Source organism: Carboxylicivirga sp. M1479 (assembly GCF_007097485.1).
Taxonomy (GTDB): domain Bacteria; phylum Bacteroidota; class Bacteroidia; order Bacteroidales; family Marinilabiliaceae; genus Carboxylicivirga.
This window is the reverse complement of the sequence record NZ_VKDE01000009.1, coordinates 51,123-74,456: the sequence shown is the minus strand read 5'-3', so window position 1 is coordinate 74,456 and position 23,334 is coordinate 51,123. Positions and strand designations below refer to the sequence as shown.

The following is a 23,334-nucleotide window of genomic DNA, read 5'->3' as shown; positions in this document are numbered from 1 at the left end:
ATATTGCGGGTTATATTATTCATCGTGATAAGCTGCTGAATTATTACCCACTAAAATTATCTTTAAAAAACATCGTTTTAATTTATGGAAATGAATAAAACACTGCATCCCTTAGTCGATATGTAAATTTTTAAACTAAAAATACCAATATGAAACGTTCAACTTACATTAGCCTCATCTTCGTTTTTATTTCTCTTTCGTTAAGTGCTCAAAACAACGAGCGCATAAGAGTGGAAGGCATCGCACGCATGACGGAGGTGCCAAAAGAAATTATTTTATCAATTGACTTAACAATTAAAGATAGTTTGTACCAAACATGCTTTAACAGATCAATGGAGGCCTTGGAGGCTCTTAAAGATAATTTTACACAAAACGGTATTGACGCCAAACTTATTAAATCAAAACACATAGCAGTGAACGAAGCGTTTGAATATCGACACAGCAAACGCGTAAAAACGGGTTATGTCTCAAGTATTGCTTTGGAGGTAAAGGGCAATTTTACTCAAAAATTCTCTGAGTCCTTATTAAACAGTCTTAACATGAATAATTTGGATATTAACTACCGCCTGGCTTTTGGTTTTAGTGACGAACAAAAAACAAAGCTACGCCAAAAGGCCATAGAATTGGCTGTAGCCGATGCCAAACAAAAAGCTGAAACATTGGCTGGTGCAGCTGGTTTAAAACTAGGTAAGATTGCTTCCATCCAGTATGGCAACACATCAGGCTACCAACAAAAAATGAGCATTATGGCTGTCAGTGATACTGAAGCTTCTTCCCAACGCCAACGTGGCACCAGGTTTTCAGGAATTGAGTTAAACCCTAAAGAACAACTTATTCAAAAATCGGTGCAGATAGAATGGTATTTTGAATAAGTAATACCGTTTAAAAAACAAGAAAACTCGCAAGCCAACAAAGAACTGTTTACTTGCGATTTTTTTATATTTTCTCAATTACAAAGCTAATCTATCGGATAAGTCATCGCACCAATAGTTATTTGCTTGGTGGAATAATTAACTTCAATACCATTAATTTCACCAGCATTAACTAACAAAGTTCCTGACGCAATGTGATGTGGATCCATAATCCAGTGCAAAGGCTCTTCAACATGCATAAAAAAGTTTGTGCCCTTTGAACTTGTTCCATTCTGACTACCTTCAATCAAGTATTCATCATCATTTATATCCAAGGGCGTGTCGCTACCTTTTATCCATTCTCGTGTTGATGTTTGACTATATTCTATACGCTTTCCCAATGGCGATGTGATAACACCATTTTTAACTTCTACATCGAAATAAAAATTACCTTGTTCGTTTTGACCATCGCATGTTTCAATGTGCAAGCCCTCCAGCTGATAGCCATTCTGATAATAATTCTGAAAAGTAGCAACATGTACACTATTTTCATGCTTATACCAACCAGTTGATTCAATCAACACCTTTCCTTTTCGTACAATGCCATCAGTACACTGGATACCAAGTCCATAATCAACCGTTATTAATACGGGCCAATTACTCTCACTAAGTTTTTTAACAGTTATTATCGGATCGCTTCCTGATACAGATTTAAGAGCATCTCCTTCGGCCATTAGCAGACCTTCGCGACATGTTTTTGAAGCACCATGAAAGTGTATAGCCACTTCAGAAAACTCTGCTAAGGCATCCAAAGCCACAGTCGTTTTCGATTCCTCTTCTATTTTGTCATTTAATTCGCATGAAACGAAAAGCAGGCATGCCACTACGCCTCCTAATAAACCCTTTAAACCCATTACACCCTTAATTTAAAATAACCTTAATGTGTACGTCTAGTACTCGAAAAGGTTATATTTTAAACCAATGTTATCCTAAATTAACCTTACCTATTGGGCTATCCGCCCAAACCGGACTTCATTTCTTGCCTTGAAGCAAGAAAAGGAAGCAAAGAAATTCAAGGCTACTTTTAAAATAACTTTCTTATTTACCTCAAACTTAAGCGCGGCTGGGTGATTTCCGAATCAAGTTCGGAACTTCCCAGTCTTGCTATAGTTTTCAGTAAAACCAAAGCTCATTTTAAAAGAGGCCAATCCTATAATTCGTATAAAAACAATTCCTATAATTATTATACCTGATAATTTTCCACACATGAACTCTAATTACATTTTCATTTTAAAATCATCAAGAACGATATTGATCCTACACCTATTTATTGATTGTTCATCAATTTTAAGCAGCTATTCAGCCTTTCTTAGCTAGGAGAAGTCAACTATTAAAGGGCTATTTTGTTATTTTTGAGCCAACGTAGCTCAATAGATAATGATTTTTACCAAACTCAAAATTACCTTTTGCTTTATACTTTTAGCAAGTATTGTTAAAGGGCAGTCCATTGTTGACATCATCAACAGTACCGAGCGCACTGTTTTTGAAGCCAGTGCCTACAATGAGGTTGATCTCCCTGTTGGCAGGGCATCGGGCTTTTTTTTAAGTGCCGATGGATTGGCAATTACCATGGGCCATGTTTTTGAAAAAGCAGATTCGGCTGTTGTAACTTTACGAAACGGACGAACATTTGAGGTAGAAAAAATCGTATCGCTGCATACCCAAAGCAACATGGCATTGATTAAGGTAGCACAAAACCGACAGCGACCTTTTCAATATTTACTGCCCGCCAAGCAAACTTTCAAACAAAATGAAGAATTACTATTCTTTACCCATCCACAGGAGTCGGAAGATGGAATGACCATTGCACCGGTGGAAGACCTCAGCTATTTCCCTTATTTATCGCGCACCGGGATTATTGATGGTTCCTACTATGTTCATTCGGCAGGAGCACCGGCCATCAACCGCTCGGGACGACTGTGCGGCATTATAAACGTATCGCAAAATGGCATGCACAAGGTGCTATACAACTCTTATTTGCTGAACGACACCAATTGGGTAAGCTTAAATTTACCCATCGATGAAATTAGTCATAACCAACATAAACGAGACCTATTGAATGCTAACATGAGTCAATCAATTCTTAATCTTGTTTGTGAGCAGTACATCGAAGCAGCTAAAAAGCTTAGTAAATACATAAAGAAGCATCCGGAAAGTGACGTGGCTTATAGTTTGAGAGGCTTTGCTCGCTACCATTATCAAAACATGATGGGATGTCGAGAAGATATGAAAATGAGTACCACCATTAATCCTGATGGTTTTCTGCAATATTTCTTCTCGGGCTTATTCAGTTTGAACCAACAAAAAGATGCTGAAGCACGTATTAACCTGGAGCTAAGTCTCAGTCGGAAAAATAACTTTGCACCAGCCATTTGCCAGTTGGCATTGCTTGATTTTGAAACCAATAAAGATGTAAGAAGTGCTTTTAACGAATACAGCCGAGCCATCGATGCCGACTCGTTATTAGCCCAGGCCTATTACGAACGTGCTCGACTGCGCATGAATCATTCATCAGACGAAGAAGCTACCCTGAACGATATTAATAAAAGCATCTACCTCGATCCCGATCTCCCGGGCATCTACTCACTTAGAGGTACCATCTATTTTTCTAAGCAAGATTATTTGCCCGCCATTAATGACTTTGATGTGGCCATTGAAAAAGATATTAAAGATGTACATGCCTGGTTTAATCGAGGCATTGCACACTACAATGTGGGGCTGCATAGCAAGGCTTGTTACGACTGGAACGAAGCAGGTAAACTTGGTAATTACGAGGCCTTTAAATACATGTCGCGGTATTGCAAAAATGTTAAGCGCAATGTTTATGGTCGGTAATTGGCCTTTTTAGTACCTTTGCTTTCCTAATTTTAATGATAATATGATTACACTAGAAATAGTAAAAGATTTAGCCAGACGTGAGTTAGCGTTAAGGAGGTATCTTTGACATCGACCGTAAAAAAGTTGAGATAGAAGAGGAAGAAATGCGCTCGCAAGCACCTGATTTTTGGGATGATGCCAAACAGGCTGAAGTTCAAATGAAGAAATTGCGTGAACTAAAGAGCTGGGTTAAAGCTTACGACGAAGTAGCCGCTGCAGTGGAAGATTTGCAGGTATTGTTTGATTTTCAGAAAGCTGGTGAAGCTGATGCCGAAGATGTGGATGAGCAACACCAATTAACCATCGACTTAATTGAAAAGTTGGAGCTGAAAAACATGCTACGCCGCGACGAGGACAAGATGGGTGCCGTGTTAAAAATCAACGCTGGTGCTGGTGGTACCGAAAGCCAGGACTGGGCCGAGATGTTGATGCGTATGTACATCCGTTGGGGTGAAGCACATGGTTATAAAATTAAGGAAGTCAACTATCAGGCGGGCGACGATGCTGGTGTCAAAACAGTAAGTCTACAGTTTGAGGGTGATTTTGCTTATGGATATTTAAAGAGTGAAAACGGTGTACACCGCTTGGTGCGTTTATCGCCATTTAATGCGGCCAATAAGCGAATGACATCCTTTACTTCTGTATTTGTTATCCCCCTCATCGACGATTCCATTGATATTGATATTAGTCCCAATGATATTACCTGGGAAACATTCCGATCAGGTGGTGCAGGAGGACAGAATGTGAATAAGGTGGAAACAGGTGTTCGACTTCGACATACGCAATCAGGCATTGTGATTGAAAACACCGAATCGCGCTCGCAATTGGGCAATAAAGAAAATGCCATGCGCCTGCTTAAATCGCAGCTATACGAAATTGAGCTTCGTAAGAAAATGGAGGAGCAGAACAAAGTTGAGTCGCAAAAGAAAAAAATTGAGTGGGGATCACAAATTCGCTCTTACGTGATGCAACCCTATAAATTGGTAAAAGATGTACGCACCAGCTACGAAACATCCAATGTTCAGGCCGTAATGGATGGCGACATAGATGGCTTTATAAAAGCTTATTTAATGGAGTTTGGCGGTGACAAAGTATTTTAATAAAAAACAGTTAACTATGATTACAATATTACATAACCCACGATGCTCAAAGAGCCGTGCAGGAGTAGCTCTTCTGGAAGAGAAAGGTGTAGAATTTGAAATTTGCAAATACCTTGATGACGTTCTAACACCCGATGAATTAACAGATATACTTGAGAAATTGGGTAAACGTCCTTTAGACATCATTCGTAAAAACGAAGAGGTGTACAAAACAGAATTTGCAGATAAAGAATTAACAGATGAAGAATGGGTTTTAACCATGTTGGAGCATCCGCGTTTAATGGAGCGTCCAATTGTTATTAATGGCGACAAGGCCGTTGTTGGTCGCCCAACAGAAGCGATAGAAGAAATTTTGTAAGCAACTTTATCATTTCTTGATAAAAAGCATTGATTTTACTAGCCCCGAGGGATGTTAAAGCACTCCATCGGGGCTATCTTGTATCCAAGAGGCCAAATAAGTGCTTCAAGAGGGTGGAGAAACAGTTCCTTGTATTACATCAATACTACATTGAAACGCGCCTTATTTCAAAATAGAATTGGTATTATTTGATGATAAAAGAGCCTGATTTCATTACAAAACCAGGCTCTTTCAATTATTAACTAACCTTTAGTAAATACACTTATAAATCCGTAACCAAATAGGCTATCTCGATTGATCTTTTTAGTACTGATTGATCTAATCAGCCAGTACACTGAATTCGGCACCACCGGCAAAGTCCTGTCCGTTCTGTGAACTTAAACCCGTAAAACGGATGTAACGCGCTTTTATTGGCTTCTTGAACATGACACGTTTCTCCTTTCTATCTCGTGAAAATTGGCCTGAGTGTACTGGCTCACCCCAAGTTTTACCATCCAAACTAAGGTGGACTGTATAGTTCTTAATATTGCCATTATTTCCACCATCCTGTCGTGGTAAGTAGGAGAATCCTTTAATGGATTTAGCTTCACCACAGTCAAAATCAACCCAATGTGGATACTGAGCAACCGTTACTGAATACATGGTGTGCCAGGTTGTTGCAGGGTCGCCATCCACCAGATTTTTGGCCGAAGCACCTGAACCGGGCTCTTCACTACTCACAAAGACAACTGTGGTTTCTATTTTTTCAATCTTATTGAAGCGCATAGATACTTCTGAATCTTTATTGCCATTGAACCAGGCTTTAATGGTTCCTGCTTCGCGCATGCTAAAGGCCTCGTTGAAAGCTTTTACTCTGCCACCATTCACAGAATAGCTGTACTGAGCATCCTCTTTAGTCGATGAGATTTCAACTTTACCAATAGCTGAACGAGTTATCGTAATAGGCACTTCGCCTGACGGTACCACATTAGCAACTTTGTCCAAATTCTCACCAGCAGGACGAATGATAAATCCAAAATCATTTTGACCTGCATAAACACGGTCAGGTTTCAATGGACCACCCTGTCCACAGCTCGCACCACCTAAACCAGTTACTTTCATATCCAAATGAAGCGTAATATCTCCTGGCTCTGGTAATTCGTAGATGTGAGCAGCAGTCCCCATGTCCTGAGCCGTGTATGGCAAGGCGCTGACAACCATCTCATCCGCAGCTACAAACACAACACCGGCTTTAGTATTATTGGTTAAGGCGCACCAGCGCGTTTCTTCGTGGTTAGCCATATCCTGTGGTTTCGGGAAGTTCACAAACTCCTCCTCAACCGTTGTCGTGTACTTCTGAATATTCTGAGCTGTTTTACGGTCGTTGTAGTTACCAATCGGCCCACGTCCGTAATACGTCAGGTTTTCGTAGTCCTTAGGAATGGTCATCGAGTAACCCAAGCGAGGTAATACAAATTGAGCTTCGTTGGAGGTAATACTCGACTGAAGCTCCACAGAACCATCCATGTAAACCGTCCATATCTGGTTAGTTACAAAACGGAAGTCATTCTCTCCGAATTTTGTATCTGTTAATTCTTCGACGCTTAACACGTTACCACTTGTGCCGCCATGTTGTTTAGCCGCATTAGGCGCTTGCGAAACCACAGTAAAGGCCAAGCTTACCGTTCCATCGGCATTGCTTCTTATTTTAGAATCAATAGCTTTATGTTTCAGGTTGTGCAAGCCTTTTTCGTACCAGCTACTATAACCCCAGGTATCGTTATTTACAAAGGCCCGGAAGGCATCTAGCTTGGGTCCGTTACCATCGGCAATGATGGTTTGTCCATCGTAAACAAGTCCATAAAGCGAACCATCAGACAAATTGAATTTAGCCAAGAAGCCTTTGCCACTAACGACCTTAATGTTATTGCCAGCATCGCTTAACTCCACTTTACTAGCACCTGCTGCTTTGGCTACTTCGGCAATGGCTGGCGCTTCACTTTTGCCTTTCAGCAAGAACTGCTCTTCGGCCTCAACAAAACCTTTATCTGCCCATGGCTGATCATTTTTTAAAGTGAACTGAAGCTTCACAAAATATTCCGAATCGGCATTTAGCTTGGCAAACGTATACGGAAGATTAACAGTTGTTTTCGTTCTTGCAGGGATCGGCTCAAAAGCAAGCTGACCATTATCAATCTCAGAACCATTCTCCCAAAGCGACCAAGTCAAATTGTAATCGGACAAAGATTTGAAATAATACTTATTAAAGATTTCGAAAGAACCTTTTTCAATATCCAAAGCCTCAAAACCAATGTGCTGGTATACTTTCTTCACCTCATAATACTGAGGTTTCAAATCGCGCTCAGCAAAGAGGATACCATTCATCACAAACTGTCCACTATTAGGTTTATCACCAAAGTCACCACCGTAAGCCAGATAGCGCGTACCGTCTTCACGGTAGTTGTATACCGCTTGATCTATCCAGTCCCAAATAGCACCACCACAAAAGAAGTTAGTAGACTCAATCGCCTCCCAGTAATCAATCAGGTTACCACAGGCATTACCCATTGAGTGCGCATATTCTGAGATGTGGAAAGGGTATTTAATATTCATTTTACCAGTAACTGCACTTCGCATCCAACCAATTGATGGATACTGATTAGACCCCATGTCTACAATGCTGTTGTTACGTTCATACTGCACTGGGCGCGATGTATCAATCTTTTTCAAGGCATCGTAGGCATGTACAAAGTTTTCTCCCGGACCTGCCTCGTTACCCAAAGACCAGATGACAATGGATGGGTAGTTCTTGTTCTGGTGCGTCATCTCAACAACACGGCCAACGTGGGCATTTTTCCACTCTGGAGGGTGTGAAAGAGATGCTTCGCCATAATAGTACTGGTGAGATTCAATGTTCGCTTCATCTTCCTGGTAAAGTCCGTATTTATCACACAGGTAATACCAATAAGGATCTGGCGGATAGTGTGAATTACGAACATGATTGATATTTCCACGTTTCATTAACATCACTTCCTCTTCCATCTGCTCACGTGTCAAGGTATGCCCTGTTTCTGGGTGTGTTTCATGACGGTTAACCCCTTTTAATTTAACGGTCTTTCCATTGATGTAGTAATAACGACCAGCTAAACCGAATTCATCGTCTTCAGCTTTAGTATCTTTAATCACCACTTCACGGAAACCAGTGTGTGTAGAGATTGTCTCAACCACCCGGCCTTTCTTATCTTTTAATTCTGCAACTAATGTATAACGATAAGGATGTTCGGCAGACCACAACTTAGGGGAGCTTACTTTCATTACAGCAGTCGCATTTGCCTTCGCACCGCCATCAACAACAGGAACAGATGCGCTAGCAACAACTCCTGCAAGTAATTTATTGTCGTCAGAATAAAGCGCATTGGCGTACAACGAGTAATCTACTTTGTAGCCTTTGGCAGCTTTTTTATTGAAGTTACGAATATCAGCAGAAATTTTTAGTGAACCATCTTGGTAGTAATCATCCAATTCAGGAAGAACAAAAATATCTCGAATTTGAACTTTAGGAGTCGAGTAAAGCTGTACCGTACGAAAAATACCAGGCAGGCGGAACATATCCTGCGCCTCAAGGAAAGAACCGTCGGAGTTACGATATACTTCAGCAGCAATCACATTATTGCCTTTTTTTACGAAAGGACTAATGTCAAACGTGGCGGCATTACGCGAGTTTTTAGAAAAACCAATATACTGACCATTAATCCATAGGTAGAAGAACGAGTCAACACCATCAAACTGAATAAAGATTTCACGTCCATCCCAGTTTTCAGGAATTTCGAAATTACGACGGTAAGAACCTACTTCGTTACGCGCCTCGTAAGTCACCCAGTCCTTTGCAGGCTCGCGCATTACGCCACCTTTCCAGTCATCCACTTTGACTGCGTGCTGGAAAATAACCGGTTGATTACAATAGATGGGCGTCCCGTATTTCTGACCGCCATCTTTAGCAAGACCAACAATATTCCAATTGGATGGAACAGGGATTTCATCCCACTTACTGACATCAAAATCAGGTTGATAAAAATTCACTGGACGCTCATCAGGGTGTTTTACCCAGTTAAACTTCCAGTTACCATCCAACGAAAGCCAATACGCTGAGTTTTCTGGTAGCACCTTGCGAGCACTTTCAACATTTTCAAAAGAGTAAAAAGTAGCACGAGGCTGCTCCTTGTTATGAGCTATGTGAGATGGTGATTCCCACTCTTTACCAGTGGGTGCTTTTTCATCGCCATAACTAAAACCTACTAGTTGTGCAGAGGCAATATGACAATGGGCAAGCAAACACACCATCAATGCGAAAACAATTCTATTCATCAGTTTAATTTTATTTTGGTTTTTTCTTTTTGACTCGACAAACGTGACTTATCTGAAAATGTATGATATTGTCATATCCAAATCCCAAGTCACGTTGTCTGTCAAATCAGTTCCTACCTAATAGCTTGGGTTTAATGCACATTTAACTGCTTGTCAGAATCCGCTTCTTTCAAATTACGAACGCCTGTTGTGCCACCACCTTTAAGCGTTAGCTCAACTGGCTTATTCGTCTTCCATTTTCCGCGTGTAAAATCAGGTATATCAATTGGCTTGGAACCATTCAATATCGACCACTCACTCAATGGGGTAATGCACGACCATGAGGCTGCATCGTACACGTCCATATCCATCGGTAAACCATTACGTAAACAGTCGATCAAGCGCCAGTCCATCATAAAGTCCATACCTCCATGACCACCTACTTGCTTGGCCATTTCACCAATGCGCGTAATGATTTCAGGTGCATATTGCTCCTGCAGCTCTTTCATCTTAGCATCGTCGGCCTTGGTATGTCCGAAAGCAATATGCTGCAATGGCCATTTTTGAGCAAAGCATTTGGTGCCGCTCAACATATGAATACGTGAGTAAGGACGTGGTGAGCTAATGTCGTGCTGAATCATCATGGTACGCCCTTTGGCCGTACGAATCATTTGCATATCCATGTTACCACGCATTTCTTTACCAATAAACTGCTGCAAGTCGGGTCTGTCAGGAGCCAGCTCTTTAATACGATGCTTCAATGTAAAATCATCCGACATCATGGCCGTTAAGTAATCCATTTTATCACCACGGTTAATGTCCATGGCCTGACAGATAGGTCCTAAACCGTGTGTTGGATAAACGTTGGCTTTACGCGTATTTTCGTGCAAACGCCACAATTTATCATAGGCACCATCACCACGTGGTTTATCATCTTGTGGCTTGTTAAAATGCCAGTAATCTAAATCATGAATGTACGCTCCTTCGCCATGTACCAGGTCACCAAAAGCTCCCTGACGTGCCATGTTCAAGGTCAATAACTCAAAGAAATCGTAACAGCAGTTCTCCAATATCACACAGTGTTTTTTGGTCTGCTCCGATACTTCAACCATCTCCCAACATTCGTCCATTGTTTTGGCAGTAGAGACCTCAACGGCTGCATGACTGCCACCTTTCATGGCAGCAATAGCCACCGGCACGTGCCATTCCCAAGGTGTGGCGATGTACACAAGGTCAACCAAACCACTCTCACATAACTCTTTAAAGGCAGTGTCGCTACCTGTAAATTCTTTGGCTTTTGGCAAACCAGCCTTAGCCAGCGAAGCCTGTGCACCATCCAAAGCTGCCTGACGGGTATCGCAAATGGCTGTTACCTCAACACCCTCGATAAAACCCATGCGGTCAACAGCGCCAATACCACGATCCCCAATTCCCACAAAACCTACACGCACCGTTTCTAATTTGGGAGCAGCGTAGCCGCACATGTTAAAACTCATGGCAGGCAAACGCTCTGCCGATTTTCTTATCTGAGCCACTGCTTCTGCTTCAGTTGACTTTGTATTACAACCCGCTAAAGGAGCGGAGGCAATCACCCCTGTTCCAATGGCCATATTCTTCAAAAACGATCTTCTGCTTGATGTCATGATAATTATTCTTAAGGTTTATTGATATAATATATTTTCTATTCTATTTAATCTTCAATCAATTATATACTTCATCATTGGATGTTGAAGCACGCATATCTTTCAATTCAAAATCGTAATAACAGCCCGCTTCTGTATTTATTTCAATCAACTTTGTTTGATACTTAACTTGACAAAGGCCTCCTTTTTTTGAGAACACTCGCCCTTTTACCAATTGACCATGTTCCCACTCCATATCCAATTCAAAAGCACCACGAGCCACTAAACCGTTCACACGTCCGCTTTGCCATGCATCTGGCAGAGCCGGTAACAAGTGAATAAAGCCAGCATGGCTTTGCAATAACATTTCGGCCATACCTGCCATACCTCCCAAGTTACCATCAATTTGAAATGGAGGATGTAAGTCGAACAGATTGGTAGAGGTTCCCTTTTTTAATAAATTCTTCAACAGGAGATAGGCATGGTTACCATCGTGCATGCGTGCCCAAAAATTAATTTTCCAACCCATGCTCCAACCTGTGGCACCATCACCACGAGCAATTAGTGTTTTATGGGCAGCTTCGGCCAAATCAGGACTTGTTATCGGAGATATTTGATGTCCCGGATACAAACCAAATAAATGGTTGAGGTGGCGGTGTTCATCTGTTGGACTATCCACATCCTCAAACCACTCTTGTAACTGTCCCCAACGACCAATCTGTACTTTCTGGATACTGTCTTTGATACCGCTCCATCGTATACGTTCTGTTTCATCTACACCTAAAATAGTAGCCGCTTTATGGGCATTGTTTAATAGATCCCAAGCCATAGCATGGTCGGTAGTGGTGCCAATAGACACATTGCCATGCTCGGGCGACCATGAGGGACATGACACATAAACAGAATCACCCAGTTTATAGAGGTAATCTTCGATGAATTGAGCTTGCGATTTGAGTATGGGATACGCTGTATTTTCCAGGTATTCTTTATCTCTGTTAAAATCGTAGTGCTCCCACACGTGCTGACACAACCAAGCACCACTTAATGGAAAATACTGCCAATATAAAACACCGTAATTGTCGGGTGCTGTATATCCCCATGCATTGGAGTGCATGTTAGTAGTCCAGCCACGAGCGTTATGATAGCTTTTAGCGGTAAGGGCTCCCGGTTCTTGTAAATTATCGATGTATTCGATAAGTGGGATATGACATTCGCCAAGGTTGCTGTTCTCAGCCCCCCAATAATTCATTTGTAAATTAATATTGAGATGATAATCGGATAACCAGGCGGGGTACAATTCATTATTCCAGATGCCTTGCAAATTGGCAGGTAAATTACCTTTTCGCGATGATGATATTAACAAATAGCGTCCGTACTGGTAATAAAGCACTTCTAAGCCATTATCCGTGGGCTTGCTTTTATATGCATTTAAGCGCTTATCTGTCGGAATATTTTCCAATGCAGATGACTGATTAACTTCCAGCTCAACCCTAGTGAATAGTTCTCTGTAATCAGATACATGGGCACCTTTCAACTCAGCAAATGACTCTTTTTTGGCACTATTAATAGTTTGCAGCGTATTAGCAATTGGGTCCTCACCACGGTATGCGGGGTAATTTAATAGATACTCGGTATCGGCTGTTAGCAAAAAGGTGACAGTATTGGCAGCGCTCACTTTAATGTGATCACTATTAATTTCAACACTACCTCCTTCGGCAACTACCTGCACTCGAGAGGCAATGCCCAAACCATTATCACTTACCTCACCTGTTAATAACAAGCCATCATCTGTGGTTTGAAATGTATGTTTATGCGGACTCTTGATTCTAAATTCAAGGTTTTGAGCTCCGGGCATATTGGCCTCAAATCGCATGACCATCACATTGTGTGGATATGAGCAAAAGTAACGACGCTTATATATGGTATCACTCTTGGCAAATGAAACAGTCACAAAGGCTGAATCAAGGGATAAGGCGCGTTGGTAATTAGAAACACCCTCTTCACTAATGCCTGTTTTTACTTGTATCTCGCCAAATGTTTGGTACTTGCCAAAGCGTGGATCATTACCTTTCCAGGTACCTCGCAGGTATTTGTTAGCCAAGGCTTCAGCCCCTTCTATATCACCATTAAGAACACTGTTTCTTATAACAGGCAAGTGCTCATGCGCTTCTGAAATGTTAGGATTATTGTAGCCTTTAGTTCCTGGACCTCCTGTCCACAATGATTTCTCATTAAACTGGATGCGCTCTTCGGTAATATGGCCATATACCATGCCTCCCAAATGGCCATTACCAATGGGCAAAGCAAGTTTATCCCAGGCAGTATCAGGATTGGAGTGTGGCCCGTAGTTAGGTTTCGTCTCTTTTAACCACGACTCTTTGCCAACTGAGGTGGCTGGTTCATCAAACCAAAGCACCAAACCCTGTGAATAATCGGTTTGAATAGAATCAATTGTCTTTATAATAGCCTTCTCATCGATGTCCTTATTCAACGAAGTTGTCGTTTGAGCACTGCCTGTCAGGCTAAAAATATATAGAATTAGAAAAATAAATTCTCGCATATAATTTGTTATTAATCCTACTCACCTATACTATCCTTCTGCTAAAGGATGGTCCTATTTCAAACGTGCTACAATTCGGCGTTCAAAACTATAAAACAGTTTTTTTGAGATATAGGATAGGTCTTTGAGCACCTCTACATAAAGAGCTACAAGTTATAAAGACCTTATTTACATAAGTGTCAGAGTACTACAATAATTGTTAAAACAAATTAATCATTCAATTACTTTATCGGCATAAATGCCAACCGTACCGGTCAAGGAGGCCATAATCCCGCTTAAGGAATTGATTTGTACACCCAAGGCGTCGAATATAACCTTCAAGGAGCCGTTCCAACGAGCCAAGGAGACGATTTTACCATCTAATGAGCCAATTGTACCACCCAAGGAACGCATTGTAAACCCTAAGGAGCCTATTGTAAGAAAAAGTTATTGATTTCACATTAGCCAACTACCCCGGTGGTAACGGCCGTTTAAGAAAAAACTAGGTCACACCTGTCCAGAATTCTTAATCTAGGCTAATGACCTCAATCACATTTTGCTCCGTATCAACAACCTTAATGCTGATCCCATTTTCATTAACCAACACCTCTGCTCGCTGCTTATTATCAGTTATTAAAACAGGGTACTTCGCTGGTGATTTTTCTTTCGTATACCAAAAGTATTCATGCGTATGACCTGATATCATCAAGTCGATTTTAGCTTTTTCAAGTATTGGACCCCACATAGCATACACCTTCTTATCAACAGGATAGGCGGTTTCTAAACCCAGGAAAGGAATATGCGAGCACACAATTTTGTACTTGGCTTTTTTAAAGGCATCACTTTTCACCACATCCTTCAACCATTCGGATTGCTCTTGTCGATAGGCATCAAAATTGGCCAATCCATAGTAGTAACGGTTATCGTCTGGTTTATCTTCACCAACATCCATCACAATAATTAATAAGGGACCTTGCGAAATTGTGTAGTAAGGTTTACCGCTTGGTGTATCGATGTAATCAAACAAACGACGTGCGAAAAAACCACGTGTTTCGTGGTTACCACGGCAATAATAAAATGGTTTTTCGGCAGCAAACAATTCAATGGATGGTTTGAGTATACATTCTGTAAAATCTTCTTCGCGATGAAAATCATTAATAACATCACCATTAAATAGGTAAAAATCTGGCTGAAAAGAAGTGTTTATGTGAGCCTGTAACTTTTTTGTATCGCCATGAATATCGGCCATTACAATAAAACGTGTGGTATCCGATATACTACTTCGGGTGGTAAAACGATAGGTATCGGAATAAATGGTATCGCCATAATATGTATAGTAGGGCGTTAGTTGCATTAGCTGACGCGCAATGGCTCGATAGGTATAAGTAGTGCCCTCTTTTAAGTTTTTTAAGTCAAGCGTGTGAAGTTTATCTCCTGCATTAACCAAACCGTGTGTGCTATTTGTAATTGTTTGCCCATCGGCTCCTTGTTCCGAAATAAAAACGGAGGCAACGGCTTGTTGAGTGGTAGCAAACAGTATACTGGCTGAGTGATTGGTAACTGCCTGTACATAGGGTTTGTGTTTAAATTTCATACGATCAGTATCTACCTGAGCATATGAATTAATCGTTATTAGAAAGGAAAAAAGAATGACCAAGACTCTCATTTGATAATGATTTTAGTGCATAAATAGTTGGATGTATTTCTTAATAATAAAGACACTTTGCCTGTATAAATAGGTCAAGAAGCATCCTAAAAAGCCATTTGCTCTTGACTACAATCGAGTTTAGAGCTTATTCAAACTTCTGAACTTGAATGCCACTTCTTTCCCACAGCAACAACAGCTTATCTAGCTTCTCCCGAAATAATGAATAATCTTTTTCTTGATGGTCCGTCCATCCTACTTCGGCGTATGCAGCCAAACGAGGAAAAACCATACGGTCCAAGTCACGCACTTCAGGAATCCATTCGCTCCACATTTGACAACCACAGCCTAATACTTTATGATGATATTGAGGGTCTAAATCCGCTGGAATAGGATTAAAACCATAGGCTTTTTCAAGTGAGATGTAGTTATATCCGTAATCGAGATAGGTATATTCATGATACGAATTAACGATATCATAACCATTTGTTACCGCCTCATTTATTAAATCGGTGTTGCCTTTCCAAAAATGAATGATGGCACTTGGCGCTAGCTTCTCAGTTACTTTCACATCTTCGGCCTTTTGCCATTCATGCACATCTCCACCTAATATCTCATTCCATCCCATCATACGATGACCATTCTCATCGATATAATTAGACACTTTGTTGGTAAAGTATATCTGTAGATCGGCTGGCGATTGCAGGCCTTTCTCTTTCATAAATTGTTGTACTTCGTCAGATTCTTTCCATGCATCAAAGCGCACCTCATCACCACCAATGTGAATAGTTTTAGCAGGAAACAAAGCCATCACCTCAGATAATACCTCTTCAATAAAACCATATACACGCGGATCGGCCACGTTAAATGAGTCATCTAATTTACCAAACACAACAGGTACTTCTTTGAGTTTACCAATGGTACCTAACCACGGGTAGGCTGCAATAGCCGCAGAGGCATGCCCTGGCATTTCAATTTCTGGAATAATAGTGATCTGACGCTGGCTGGCGTAATCGACAATCTCCTTAATCTGCGCTTGAGTATAATAACCACTATGCGACTCACCTGAACGCTCCTCACTATTCCAACCACCCACCTGCGTGTTACTTCGCTTAGAACCAACTTCTGTTAATAGAGGATACTTCTTAATTTCAATGCGCCAGCCCTGATCATCGGTCAAATGCCAATGAAACACATTCATCTTTAAAAGAGCCATCTGGTCAAGCAGCTTTTTCACCTGGTCCATACCCTTGAAATAACGTGCTTCATCAAGCATAAAAGCTCGCCATCCAAAGCGTGGTTTGTCTTCTATTTTCACAAATGGTAAATCGTATTCCAAGGTATTAGAAGCATCAAGCGGTAGCATTTGCTTTAATGATTGGATACCATAAAAAACACCAGTTGGTGTTGAGCCAACTATTTTCACACCATCCTTAGTTGTTTCCAACACATAGCCTTCACCGCCTAAAGTCTTTTGTACCGCTTCATCGATCTGAAGCATAATGCCCTTATTGCCTCTTGAATGAGTACTTAAGCTCTTTTTAAAATATGGTTCAAGTAGCGACTGCAAGTAACGTGCATTATCTTCATTCGCTTTATTACTTACAATGTGCGTTTGTGCGGTCAAACGATAATTTCCTTGCCCTATTTCAATGTTTAATGGTTGTGGGATAATTGACACTTGAGCTTGAATAGATGTGACTAGCGCAAAGAATACGGTAATAATAATTGTAGATTTCATAAACATGGGTTTTAATATTAAAGAGGTCTTCAAGAGTTGTTTCTTAATCATTAAACAAAAAGAACTGAGGGCGGGCATACACTTTAAAATCTTTTACCACACCAGCCTGTGTAATATTTCGATGCCTTAACCTTAAGCCAGTGGCATTGGTAATCTCTCCCAAATCAATAATAATTGTGTGCGGATGTTGCTCCCCTTTTTGGTGCCATTTAGAGTGCCAATAGCTACCCAAATCACCATCAATCAAATAATCGGCAAAGCCTTCGTTCGCCATTTCCTCTTCACTACTGGCGTATACAACCTTCCAGGTATCTTTGGTTATAGGTTTACCGTTTTCATCCAATACCTCCAGCTCACTCAGGCAACTAAAATCATCATCAAAAGACGATAATGTTTGTAAGGCCAAATGGCGCAGTGTAATCGCATTCTCGAAACTGAAACTTTGCCAGCCCGCTTGCTTTAGCATTTCAGACTTAAGCACAACATCGCCATCATCAAGCTGAGGTTTCTTATTATTGTTTCGTTTAGGTCTTTCTTGGGCATTTTTATCCTTACCCAATTGATCAAGTATTGGCTGCTTTAGACCACCTAATTTTCGTGCTCCAGTATCTTCAAGTGTGAAAATCAATAACTCATTATTACCCTCTTTTAACCATGGAGCAGGCACATAAAGAGTTTGCTGCGGCCCTATGTTCCAAAATTTACCCAAAGAACGACCGTTGATCCAAACAGCTCCTTTACCAAAATCACTCAAGTCGAGAAAGGTATCCCCCAAACTTTTCAAATTAAAGTTGGCTTTATGAAAGGCCGGCTGCCCTTTTATGTTTTTTGCTGAATAAGCATATTGCCCAACAGGTGCTTTGTACAAGGGTAATGGCGTGTTGGTCCAGTTTAAAATCTCCTCGCCATTAATACTTACTTTCTCTGTAATGCCTTTGCGATTATTTAATATATCAGAGCCATAGTTAACACGTCCAACATTTTCGACGATGATCTCTAATTTGGCTGGCACCTGCTTCACATCAATTTCAATACTACTTTGTCGATGGCGACGGTCTAAACTGCCAATTTGCTTTCCATTAAGCATGATAACAGCATAGTCGCGCACATCCTTAATAGTCAACTGCCCCTTAACTGCCTTTGTAAGTTCGGTTTCGTAATGGATATAGCCAAAATCCTGGTTCACATCCTCCATAGAAAGTGGATGAACAGATTTTTTACGGCTATTAAAGGCTTCTGCTAAAGCTGCACTTTCATTAAGTTTTATTTCCGGTATTTCTATAATTGGGTTTTCAGCAGGTACATCAGGCAATGCTTCGCCTTTATGTAGATGTTTTTGCAAAACCTCTCGGAATGCATAATATTTCGGATAGGCATTTCCATGCTCACCCAATGGGGCATCGTAGTCATAGCTAGTTGGCTGCGGTGCATAACCATAAGCTGTATTCGCTCCATTGGTATAATCAAAATTGGTACCTCCATGAAACATATAGATACTAACTGACACACCATTCTTAATCATCCACTCCAACTGTTTGGTTGGTTTCTTATAATCGCGATACGAATGCTTTGTTCCCCACACATCGAACCAGGCAGGGTAAAACTCAGCCACAAAATAGGGCCCTCCAGGCGAAAAGCGATCGACTGATTTAAAAATATCCTCACCCACAGCTCCATTAACCGTTGCCAGAGCCCCATCGACGTATCCGGCTTGCATCTGTCCAGCACCATCGCAGGTCATCAGTGGCACATTAAAACCAGCATCAATAATCATATCGCGCAGTTTACCCAGGTATACCTTATCATCATCGTATGAACCATACTCATTCTCCACCTGAACCATTAGAATAGGGCCACCATTCTCTACAGTTAAGTGAGCTAGCTCCTTACCCAAACGCGCTATGTATCGCTCGCAGGCTACCAGAAATTTCTCATCGTTACTGCGATATACCATGCCCTCTTCTTTCAGTAACCACGATGGGTAACCTCCAAAATCCCATTCGGCACACACATAAGGTCCAGGACGCAAAATCACGTACAAGCCCTCTTCTTGTGCCATGGTAATAAATTTGGCCAAGTCGGCCTGACCGTCAAAATCAAACACGCCAGGTTGACGCTCGTGGTAATTCCAAAACACATAGGCCGACATGGTGTTTAATCCCATGGCCTTGGCACGTTGCAAACGATCGCGCCAATATTCATGCGGGATACGTGGGTAATGCATCTCGCCGCAAACCAGTTGGATGGGTTCTTCGTTCAGATAGAATTGCCCCTTTTTAATTTCGAAATGCTCTGCCGTTTTAGTATGGCACGATGCTAAGTTCATAAGCAATGAACAAAGCAGTAAAAGCTGTAGTATTGATTTCATAGATGTTTTAATATGCAATTGTCGAGTAGATTAGTCTAAAACTTATATTATTCAGCTCCGTTGCTAATTGTCAATTCGCCATTGTTTAACTTCAACTCATCTTCTGACATTCTTTGGAGTAAAATATTCTTACCTAGCACATTGTCACCAATGATGTTTCCACTGATCTCAACATTCTGACATGCATCAATTAAAAAACTATGCTTTTGAAAGTGCCATGGTTCATAATCGTAACTACGCGTTATGGTATTGTTTTTAAAGCTTAATCCATCGACCGACAGGGCATACAGAATTGGGTAATCTGCTGGGTTAAACGTATTATTTTCTATTCGAATATTTTTATGAAATGGGCGTTTTGAATCAGGCTCCGGTATCTCAGGAAAAATACTAATTATAGCATTACAAAATTGATAATACGAAGAGTTGCAGGACCATCTGAATTCATTGTTTCGAATGGTAACATCGGTAACAGCACCACTCTCGTACCAATAGTTAGCATCGCCAGCAATAAGAATGGCCGAACCGCTGGTTTCAAACACATTGTTCTCAATCAAAACTTTACCAGGGGTAGAAATGAGGTAGCCACGGGCACGACAGCTTCCCACAAAACAATTGGTAATGGTAGCATTGGGAGTCCAGCTTAAGTTTTCGATGGAATAACTGGCATTTAAATCCTTTGGAACAGCCTGTTCAAATTCTATTACCAAACTATCTTTATTTAAATAATCAATTTTAGATACTACTCCTTTAGCAATGGTACTCATTGATTTTTTATCTAGAAAACCCACGGTATCACCTGCCTCTGCCCATTGTAATCCACAACTCATGCTATGGGCAAACTGACACTTTACGGTTTTATTATTCAACTTCTCTAATACGGGTATACAGGTTCCATGTATATTTATTGGGTCATCCATTAGACCTTGCGCATCGCAATCATCAATAATAATATCGCCTTTGCAACCCATAAAATGCAATCCATCATCGTGACCAGCTAAAAAGCGGTTTTTACTTTTGTTAGGGATCATGTTTACGTTTCTCATCTCAATATTTTCGCAGTATTGCGAAAGAATACCTAAGCCCGAAGTATGGTAAACATTTATGTTCTCCAGGTGTATGTTTTTGCTATGAAAAAGAAACATGCCAGCATGATCGCGCGTACTGTGGCGCAATATTAAATAGTTACCAACCCCAGGTGTTTTTGTAAAGTCACCCTCCATTAAAAGCAGGCCCTCATCTGTAAGTGAATAGTTAACATTGTCTAAATCGCCATTGACACAACCATGGCCACCTGTGTGTGCTGGTATAATATGCTCGGTATTGTATTCAATTAACCACGAGCCTCCAGATAATCTCCAATCTTCTTCCCAATCTTCACCCTTAAATGTTACGCTTTTGCTATTTACAGAATATGGAAACTGGCTTTCATCAATCTTCAATAAGATGTGCTTCGCATCAGCCTCAACAACTTTCGCCTCTGCTGTTAAAGGGATATCCCAATCGATATTGACATTTTTGATGGTAATATTTTCGCTATTATCCAATGTGAATGGTTGAATATGCCCGTGGTAAATAAAATCAGACCCTTGTGCATCGATGGTAATGTTCTTCTTTTTATCCAGTAGAATGGCTAATCTTTTGGGGTTAACATCATAGGTATTGGTTTCGTAGTAAGGCCTTAAGTAATTGCTATCAGGATAAAAATCATATCTCCCTTTGGGAAAAACTATTTCAACAGCCTCATCACCCAAGCTTTCAATTAGCTTATTAATGTCGGATGTAATGCATTGTTTGGTATTGGCTTCAATTCCGTAATCCTGAACATTAATTGTTTTAATTTGATTGGGATGTGTACAGGAGGTAAAAGTAAATACCGTAGATAGGAAAAATAGTGTTGCTATTGTTGTGAGGATGTATATTTGGGAAGTCAATATTCTATTTTTCATAACATTAAGATTGGGTGAAAAAAAATGCCCCGAAGGGCATTTTTATACTATTTAGTTATAGCCTGTGTTCTGATCTAAAAGTGGATTTTTATCCCTTGAGTTTGTAGGTATTGGCATTAATAATAGGCGAGGATCCCACACCTTTAATGCACTTGGGTTACCTTGTGGATCGTACGACTGCCCTTGCATTACTACACTTGCAGCTTGTTGTCCTTTATATCCACCATTACGGGCATCGTCTTCGTACAAGCGAATATCGAAATAACGGTTACCCTCACCAGCCAATTCAATTCTACGCTCTTTACGAATAAATTCTAAGGCCTGGTCTTTACCTAAACCAGTTGGTACGTCTGGCATACCGCAACGTTGTCTCAACTTGTTTAGTTCCGTTACTACCGTTCCATCGTATCCATCGGTTTGTGTGTGTGCTTCGGCATAAATCAATAACATCTCTGCCAAACGGATCACATGAAAATCGGCTCCACTTAGGTGATATGAATCGCCCCAAACAGACACTAAATCATCACCACCACTCATTTTACGCCATACAAAACCTGTTTGTCCATAGTTGTTAATGTTGTAATTATACTCCTGGTAGTTTCCATCGAAATAGGTGTTTACCGATGCAAATGGAAATACAATAGATGCATACAAGCGACTATCGCGGTTCAGGAACTCGGCTAAATATGGACGCGATGCCAGTTCATTGGCAATTGTTTCAACAGCCTCGCTAAATGATAAATTATCGTTTGGATCAGATGGGTCAGCCCCTTCCTGAATAGTTGATACTTCATCTCTTAAGCTATTGTAATTTGTTGCACGGGTATCTTTATCTGGTACAGTTGCCTCTGTTTGACCATCGGCATACCAATAATCATCCACTAAATCCTGTAAGGGTGCAATCGTTGCCCATGCCTGTTTCTCCGAAAGGTTAGGAGATAAGAAAGCTGTAATTCGGTTGAAATCACCATGATCCTCGGTTGCCAAATACTCCTTAGAAATGATGGCTTCTGAGTTATAATCTGTATTCCAAATATCTCTATAATTAAAGATACCATTGATAAAAGCATCTTCATCAAGTCCTAATGCATCAAAATCAACCAAAGTTCTGAAATAATCAGCATCTTTTTGTTCTGTTGCCGATAACTCATTTGTATAATGAAGCGAATAACCACCTTCATCAATCACATAACGGGCAGCATCAGCAGCTTCTTGATAGTTACCAAAATAATACGAAGCACGTGCTTTAAGTGCATAAGCCATCGCTTTATTAAACTTACCCTGATCATTTGATTTAGGTAAGATAAGAGCTGCTGCCTCCAATTCTTCCAAAATCCATGCACGAACTTCACTGGCAGGGTCGCGTGGTAAACCATCTGGGTATTCAGCTTCAATATCAGTAACAATAGCTACATCGCCGTAGTACAATGTCAACTCCATGTACAACCAGGCTCTTAACATACGTGCTTCAGCCTCTAGCTTCTTAGCCATGTCTTCATCAATTTCGAAATCGGCCAATTTAGCGATTAACATATTACATGTACGGATAGAGGCAAAGGAATTACCCTTATCGCCATAATGGTTCCAATCACCATAACCAAAGTTCTCAGAACCTGATACTGCATTGGTTTGTACTAAGGCACCGTTACTATCCCACCAGTTACGTGAGTAACCATTATCAGCATATCCCTCTTGGTATACTAAATCACTTCCAGGTATCTCAGCATAAATCGCATTACGCAATTCCTCTGCTTTTGAAGCGTTAATTTTTGATGGATCCAAGGCATCGTTTGGTGCTTTTTCCAAGAAATCATCGGAACAAGCCATAAGTGCCACCAATGGCAATAGCCATACTAGCTTATGTATATATGAATTTATTTTCATTGCTTTTCTGATTTAATAAC

13 protein-coding genes are annotated in these 23,334 nt (G+C 40.7%); 4 read left to right on the top strand and 9 right to left on the bottom strand.

Annotated elements, in window-relative coordinates:
• Positions 1 to 149 precede the first annotated feature (149 nt).
• A complete protein-coding gene (locus tag FNN09_RS07495) occupies positions 150 to 872 on the top strand; it encodes an SIMPL domain-containing protein (RefSeq protein WP_143301064.1) in 723 nt (240 codons plus the stop codon).
• 86 nt (positions 873 to 958) lie between these two features.
• On the opposite strand, the gene FNN09_RS07490 is transcribed toward FNN09_RS07495, so the two are convergent.
• The gene (locus tag FNN09_RS07490) at positions 959 to 1,765 is read right to left on the bottom strand and encodes a hypothetical protein (RefSeq protein ID WP_143301061.1); all 807 of its coding nucleotides are present in this window, start codon (positions 1,763 to 1,765) and stop codon (positions 959 to 961) included.
• Positions 1,766 to 2,288: 523 nt separating this feature from the next.
• Here FNN09_RS07490 and FNN09_RS07485 point away from each other — a divergent pair.
• The 3 genes from FNN09_RS07485 (at position 2,289) to arsC (ending at position 5,246) form a co-directional block, all read left to right on the top strand.
• A complete protein-coding gene (locus tag FNN09_RS07485) occupies positions 2,289 to 3,746 on the top strand; it encodes a serine protease (protein WP_143301058.1) in 1,458 nt (485 codons plus the stop codon).
• 43 nt (positions 3,747 to 3,789) lie between these two features.
• Positions 3,790 to 4,888 (top strand): peptide chain release factor 2 gene (gene prfB, locus FNN09_RS07480; protein WP_143301055.1). Its coding sequence is split into 2 segments (ribosomal slippage): positions 3,790 to 3,852 and positions 3,854 to 4,888, totalling 1,098 coding nucleotides; the frame shifts between segments, so codons are not numbered across the junction.
• 16 nt (positions 4,889 to 4,904) lie between these two features.
• Positions 4,905 to 5,246: an arsenate reductase (glutaredoxin) gene (gene arsC / locus FNN09_RS07475; protein WP_143301052.1), complete on the top strand. Its 342-nt coding sequence runs from the start codon at positions 4,905 to 4,907 to the stop codon at positions 5,244 to 5,246.
• Positions 5,247 to 5,564: 318 nt separating this feature from the next.
• On the opposite strand, the gene FNN09_RS07470 is transcribed toward arsC, so the two are convergent.
• The 8 genes from FNN09_RS07470 to FNN09_RS07435 form a co-directional block, all read right to left on the bottom strand.
• On the bottom strand, positions 5,565 to 9,590 hold the full coding sequence (locus FNN09_RS07470; RefSeq protein WP_143301049.1) for a glycoside hydrolase family 2 TIM barrel-domain containing protein: 4,026 nt from the start codon (positions 9,588 to 9,590) through the stop codon (positions 5,565 to 5,567).
• A gap of 131 nt (positions 9,591 to 9,721) precedes the next feature.
• Positions 9,722 to 11,212 carry a Gfo/Idh/MocA family protein gene (locus FNN09_RS07465; protein ID WP_143301046.1) on the bottom strand — a complete coding sequence of 497 codons (1,491 nt, stop codon included), beginning with the start codon at positions 11,210 to 11,212 and terminating at the stop codon, positions 9,722 to 9,724.
• Positions 11,213 to 11,270: 58 nt separating this feature from the next.
• Positions 11,271 to 13,751: a glycoside hydrolase N-terminal domain-containing protein gene (locus tag FNN09_RS07460; protein ID WP_143301043.1), complete on the bottom strand. Its 2,481-nt coding sequence runs from the start codon at positions 13,749 to 13,751 to the stop codon at positions 11,271 to 11,273.
• 505 nt (positions 13,752 to 14,256) lie between these two features.
• Positions 14,257 to 15,396, bottom strand: a complete 1,140-nt coding sequence (locus FNN09_RS07455) for a metallophosphoesterase (protein ID WP_143301040.1) — start codon at positions 15,394 to 15,396, stop codon at positions 14,257 to 14,259.
• A gap of 127 nt (positions 15,397 to 15,523) precedes the next feature.
• The gene (locus tag FNN09_RS07450; protein ID WP_143301038.1) at positions 15,524 to 17,116 is read right to left on the bottom strand and encodes a beta-N-acetylhexosaminidase; all 1,593 of its coding nucleotides are present in this window, start codon (positions 17,114 to 17,116) and stop codon (positions 15,524 to 15,526) included.
• Between the two features lie 43 nt (positions 17,117 to 17,159).
• Positions 17,160 to 19,484, bottom strand: a complete 2,325-nt coding sequence (locus FNN09_RS07445; protein ID WP_143301036.1) for a beta-galactosidase — start codon at positions 19,482 to 19,484, stop codon at positions 17,160 to 17,162.
• 47 nt (positions 19,485 to 19,531) lie between these two features.
• Positions 19,532 to 21,430, bottom strand: a complete 1,899-nt coding sequence (locus FNN09_RS07440; protein ID WP_143301033.1) for a right-handed parallel beta-helix repeat-containing protein — start codon at positions 21,428 to 21,430, stop codon at positions 19,532 to 19,534.
• A gap of 51 nt (positions 21,431 to 21,481) precedes the next feature.
• Positions 21,482 to 23,314 carry a RagB/SusD family nutrient uptake outer membrane protein gene (locus FNN09_RS07435; RefSeq protein ID WP_143301030.1) on the bottom strand — a complete coding sequence of 611 codons (1,833 nt, stop codon included), beginning with the start codon at positions 23,312 to 23,314 and terminating at the stop codon, positions 21,482 to 21,484.
• Positions 23,315 to 23,334: the final 20 nt, after the last annotated feature.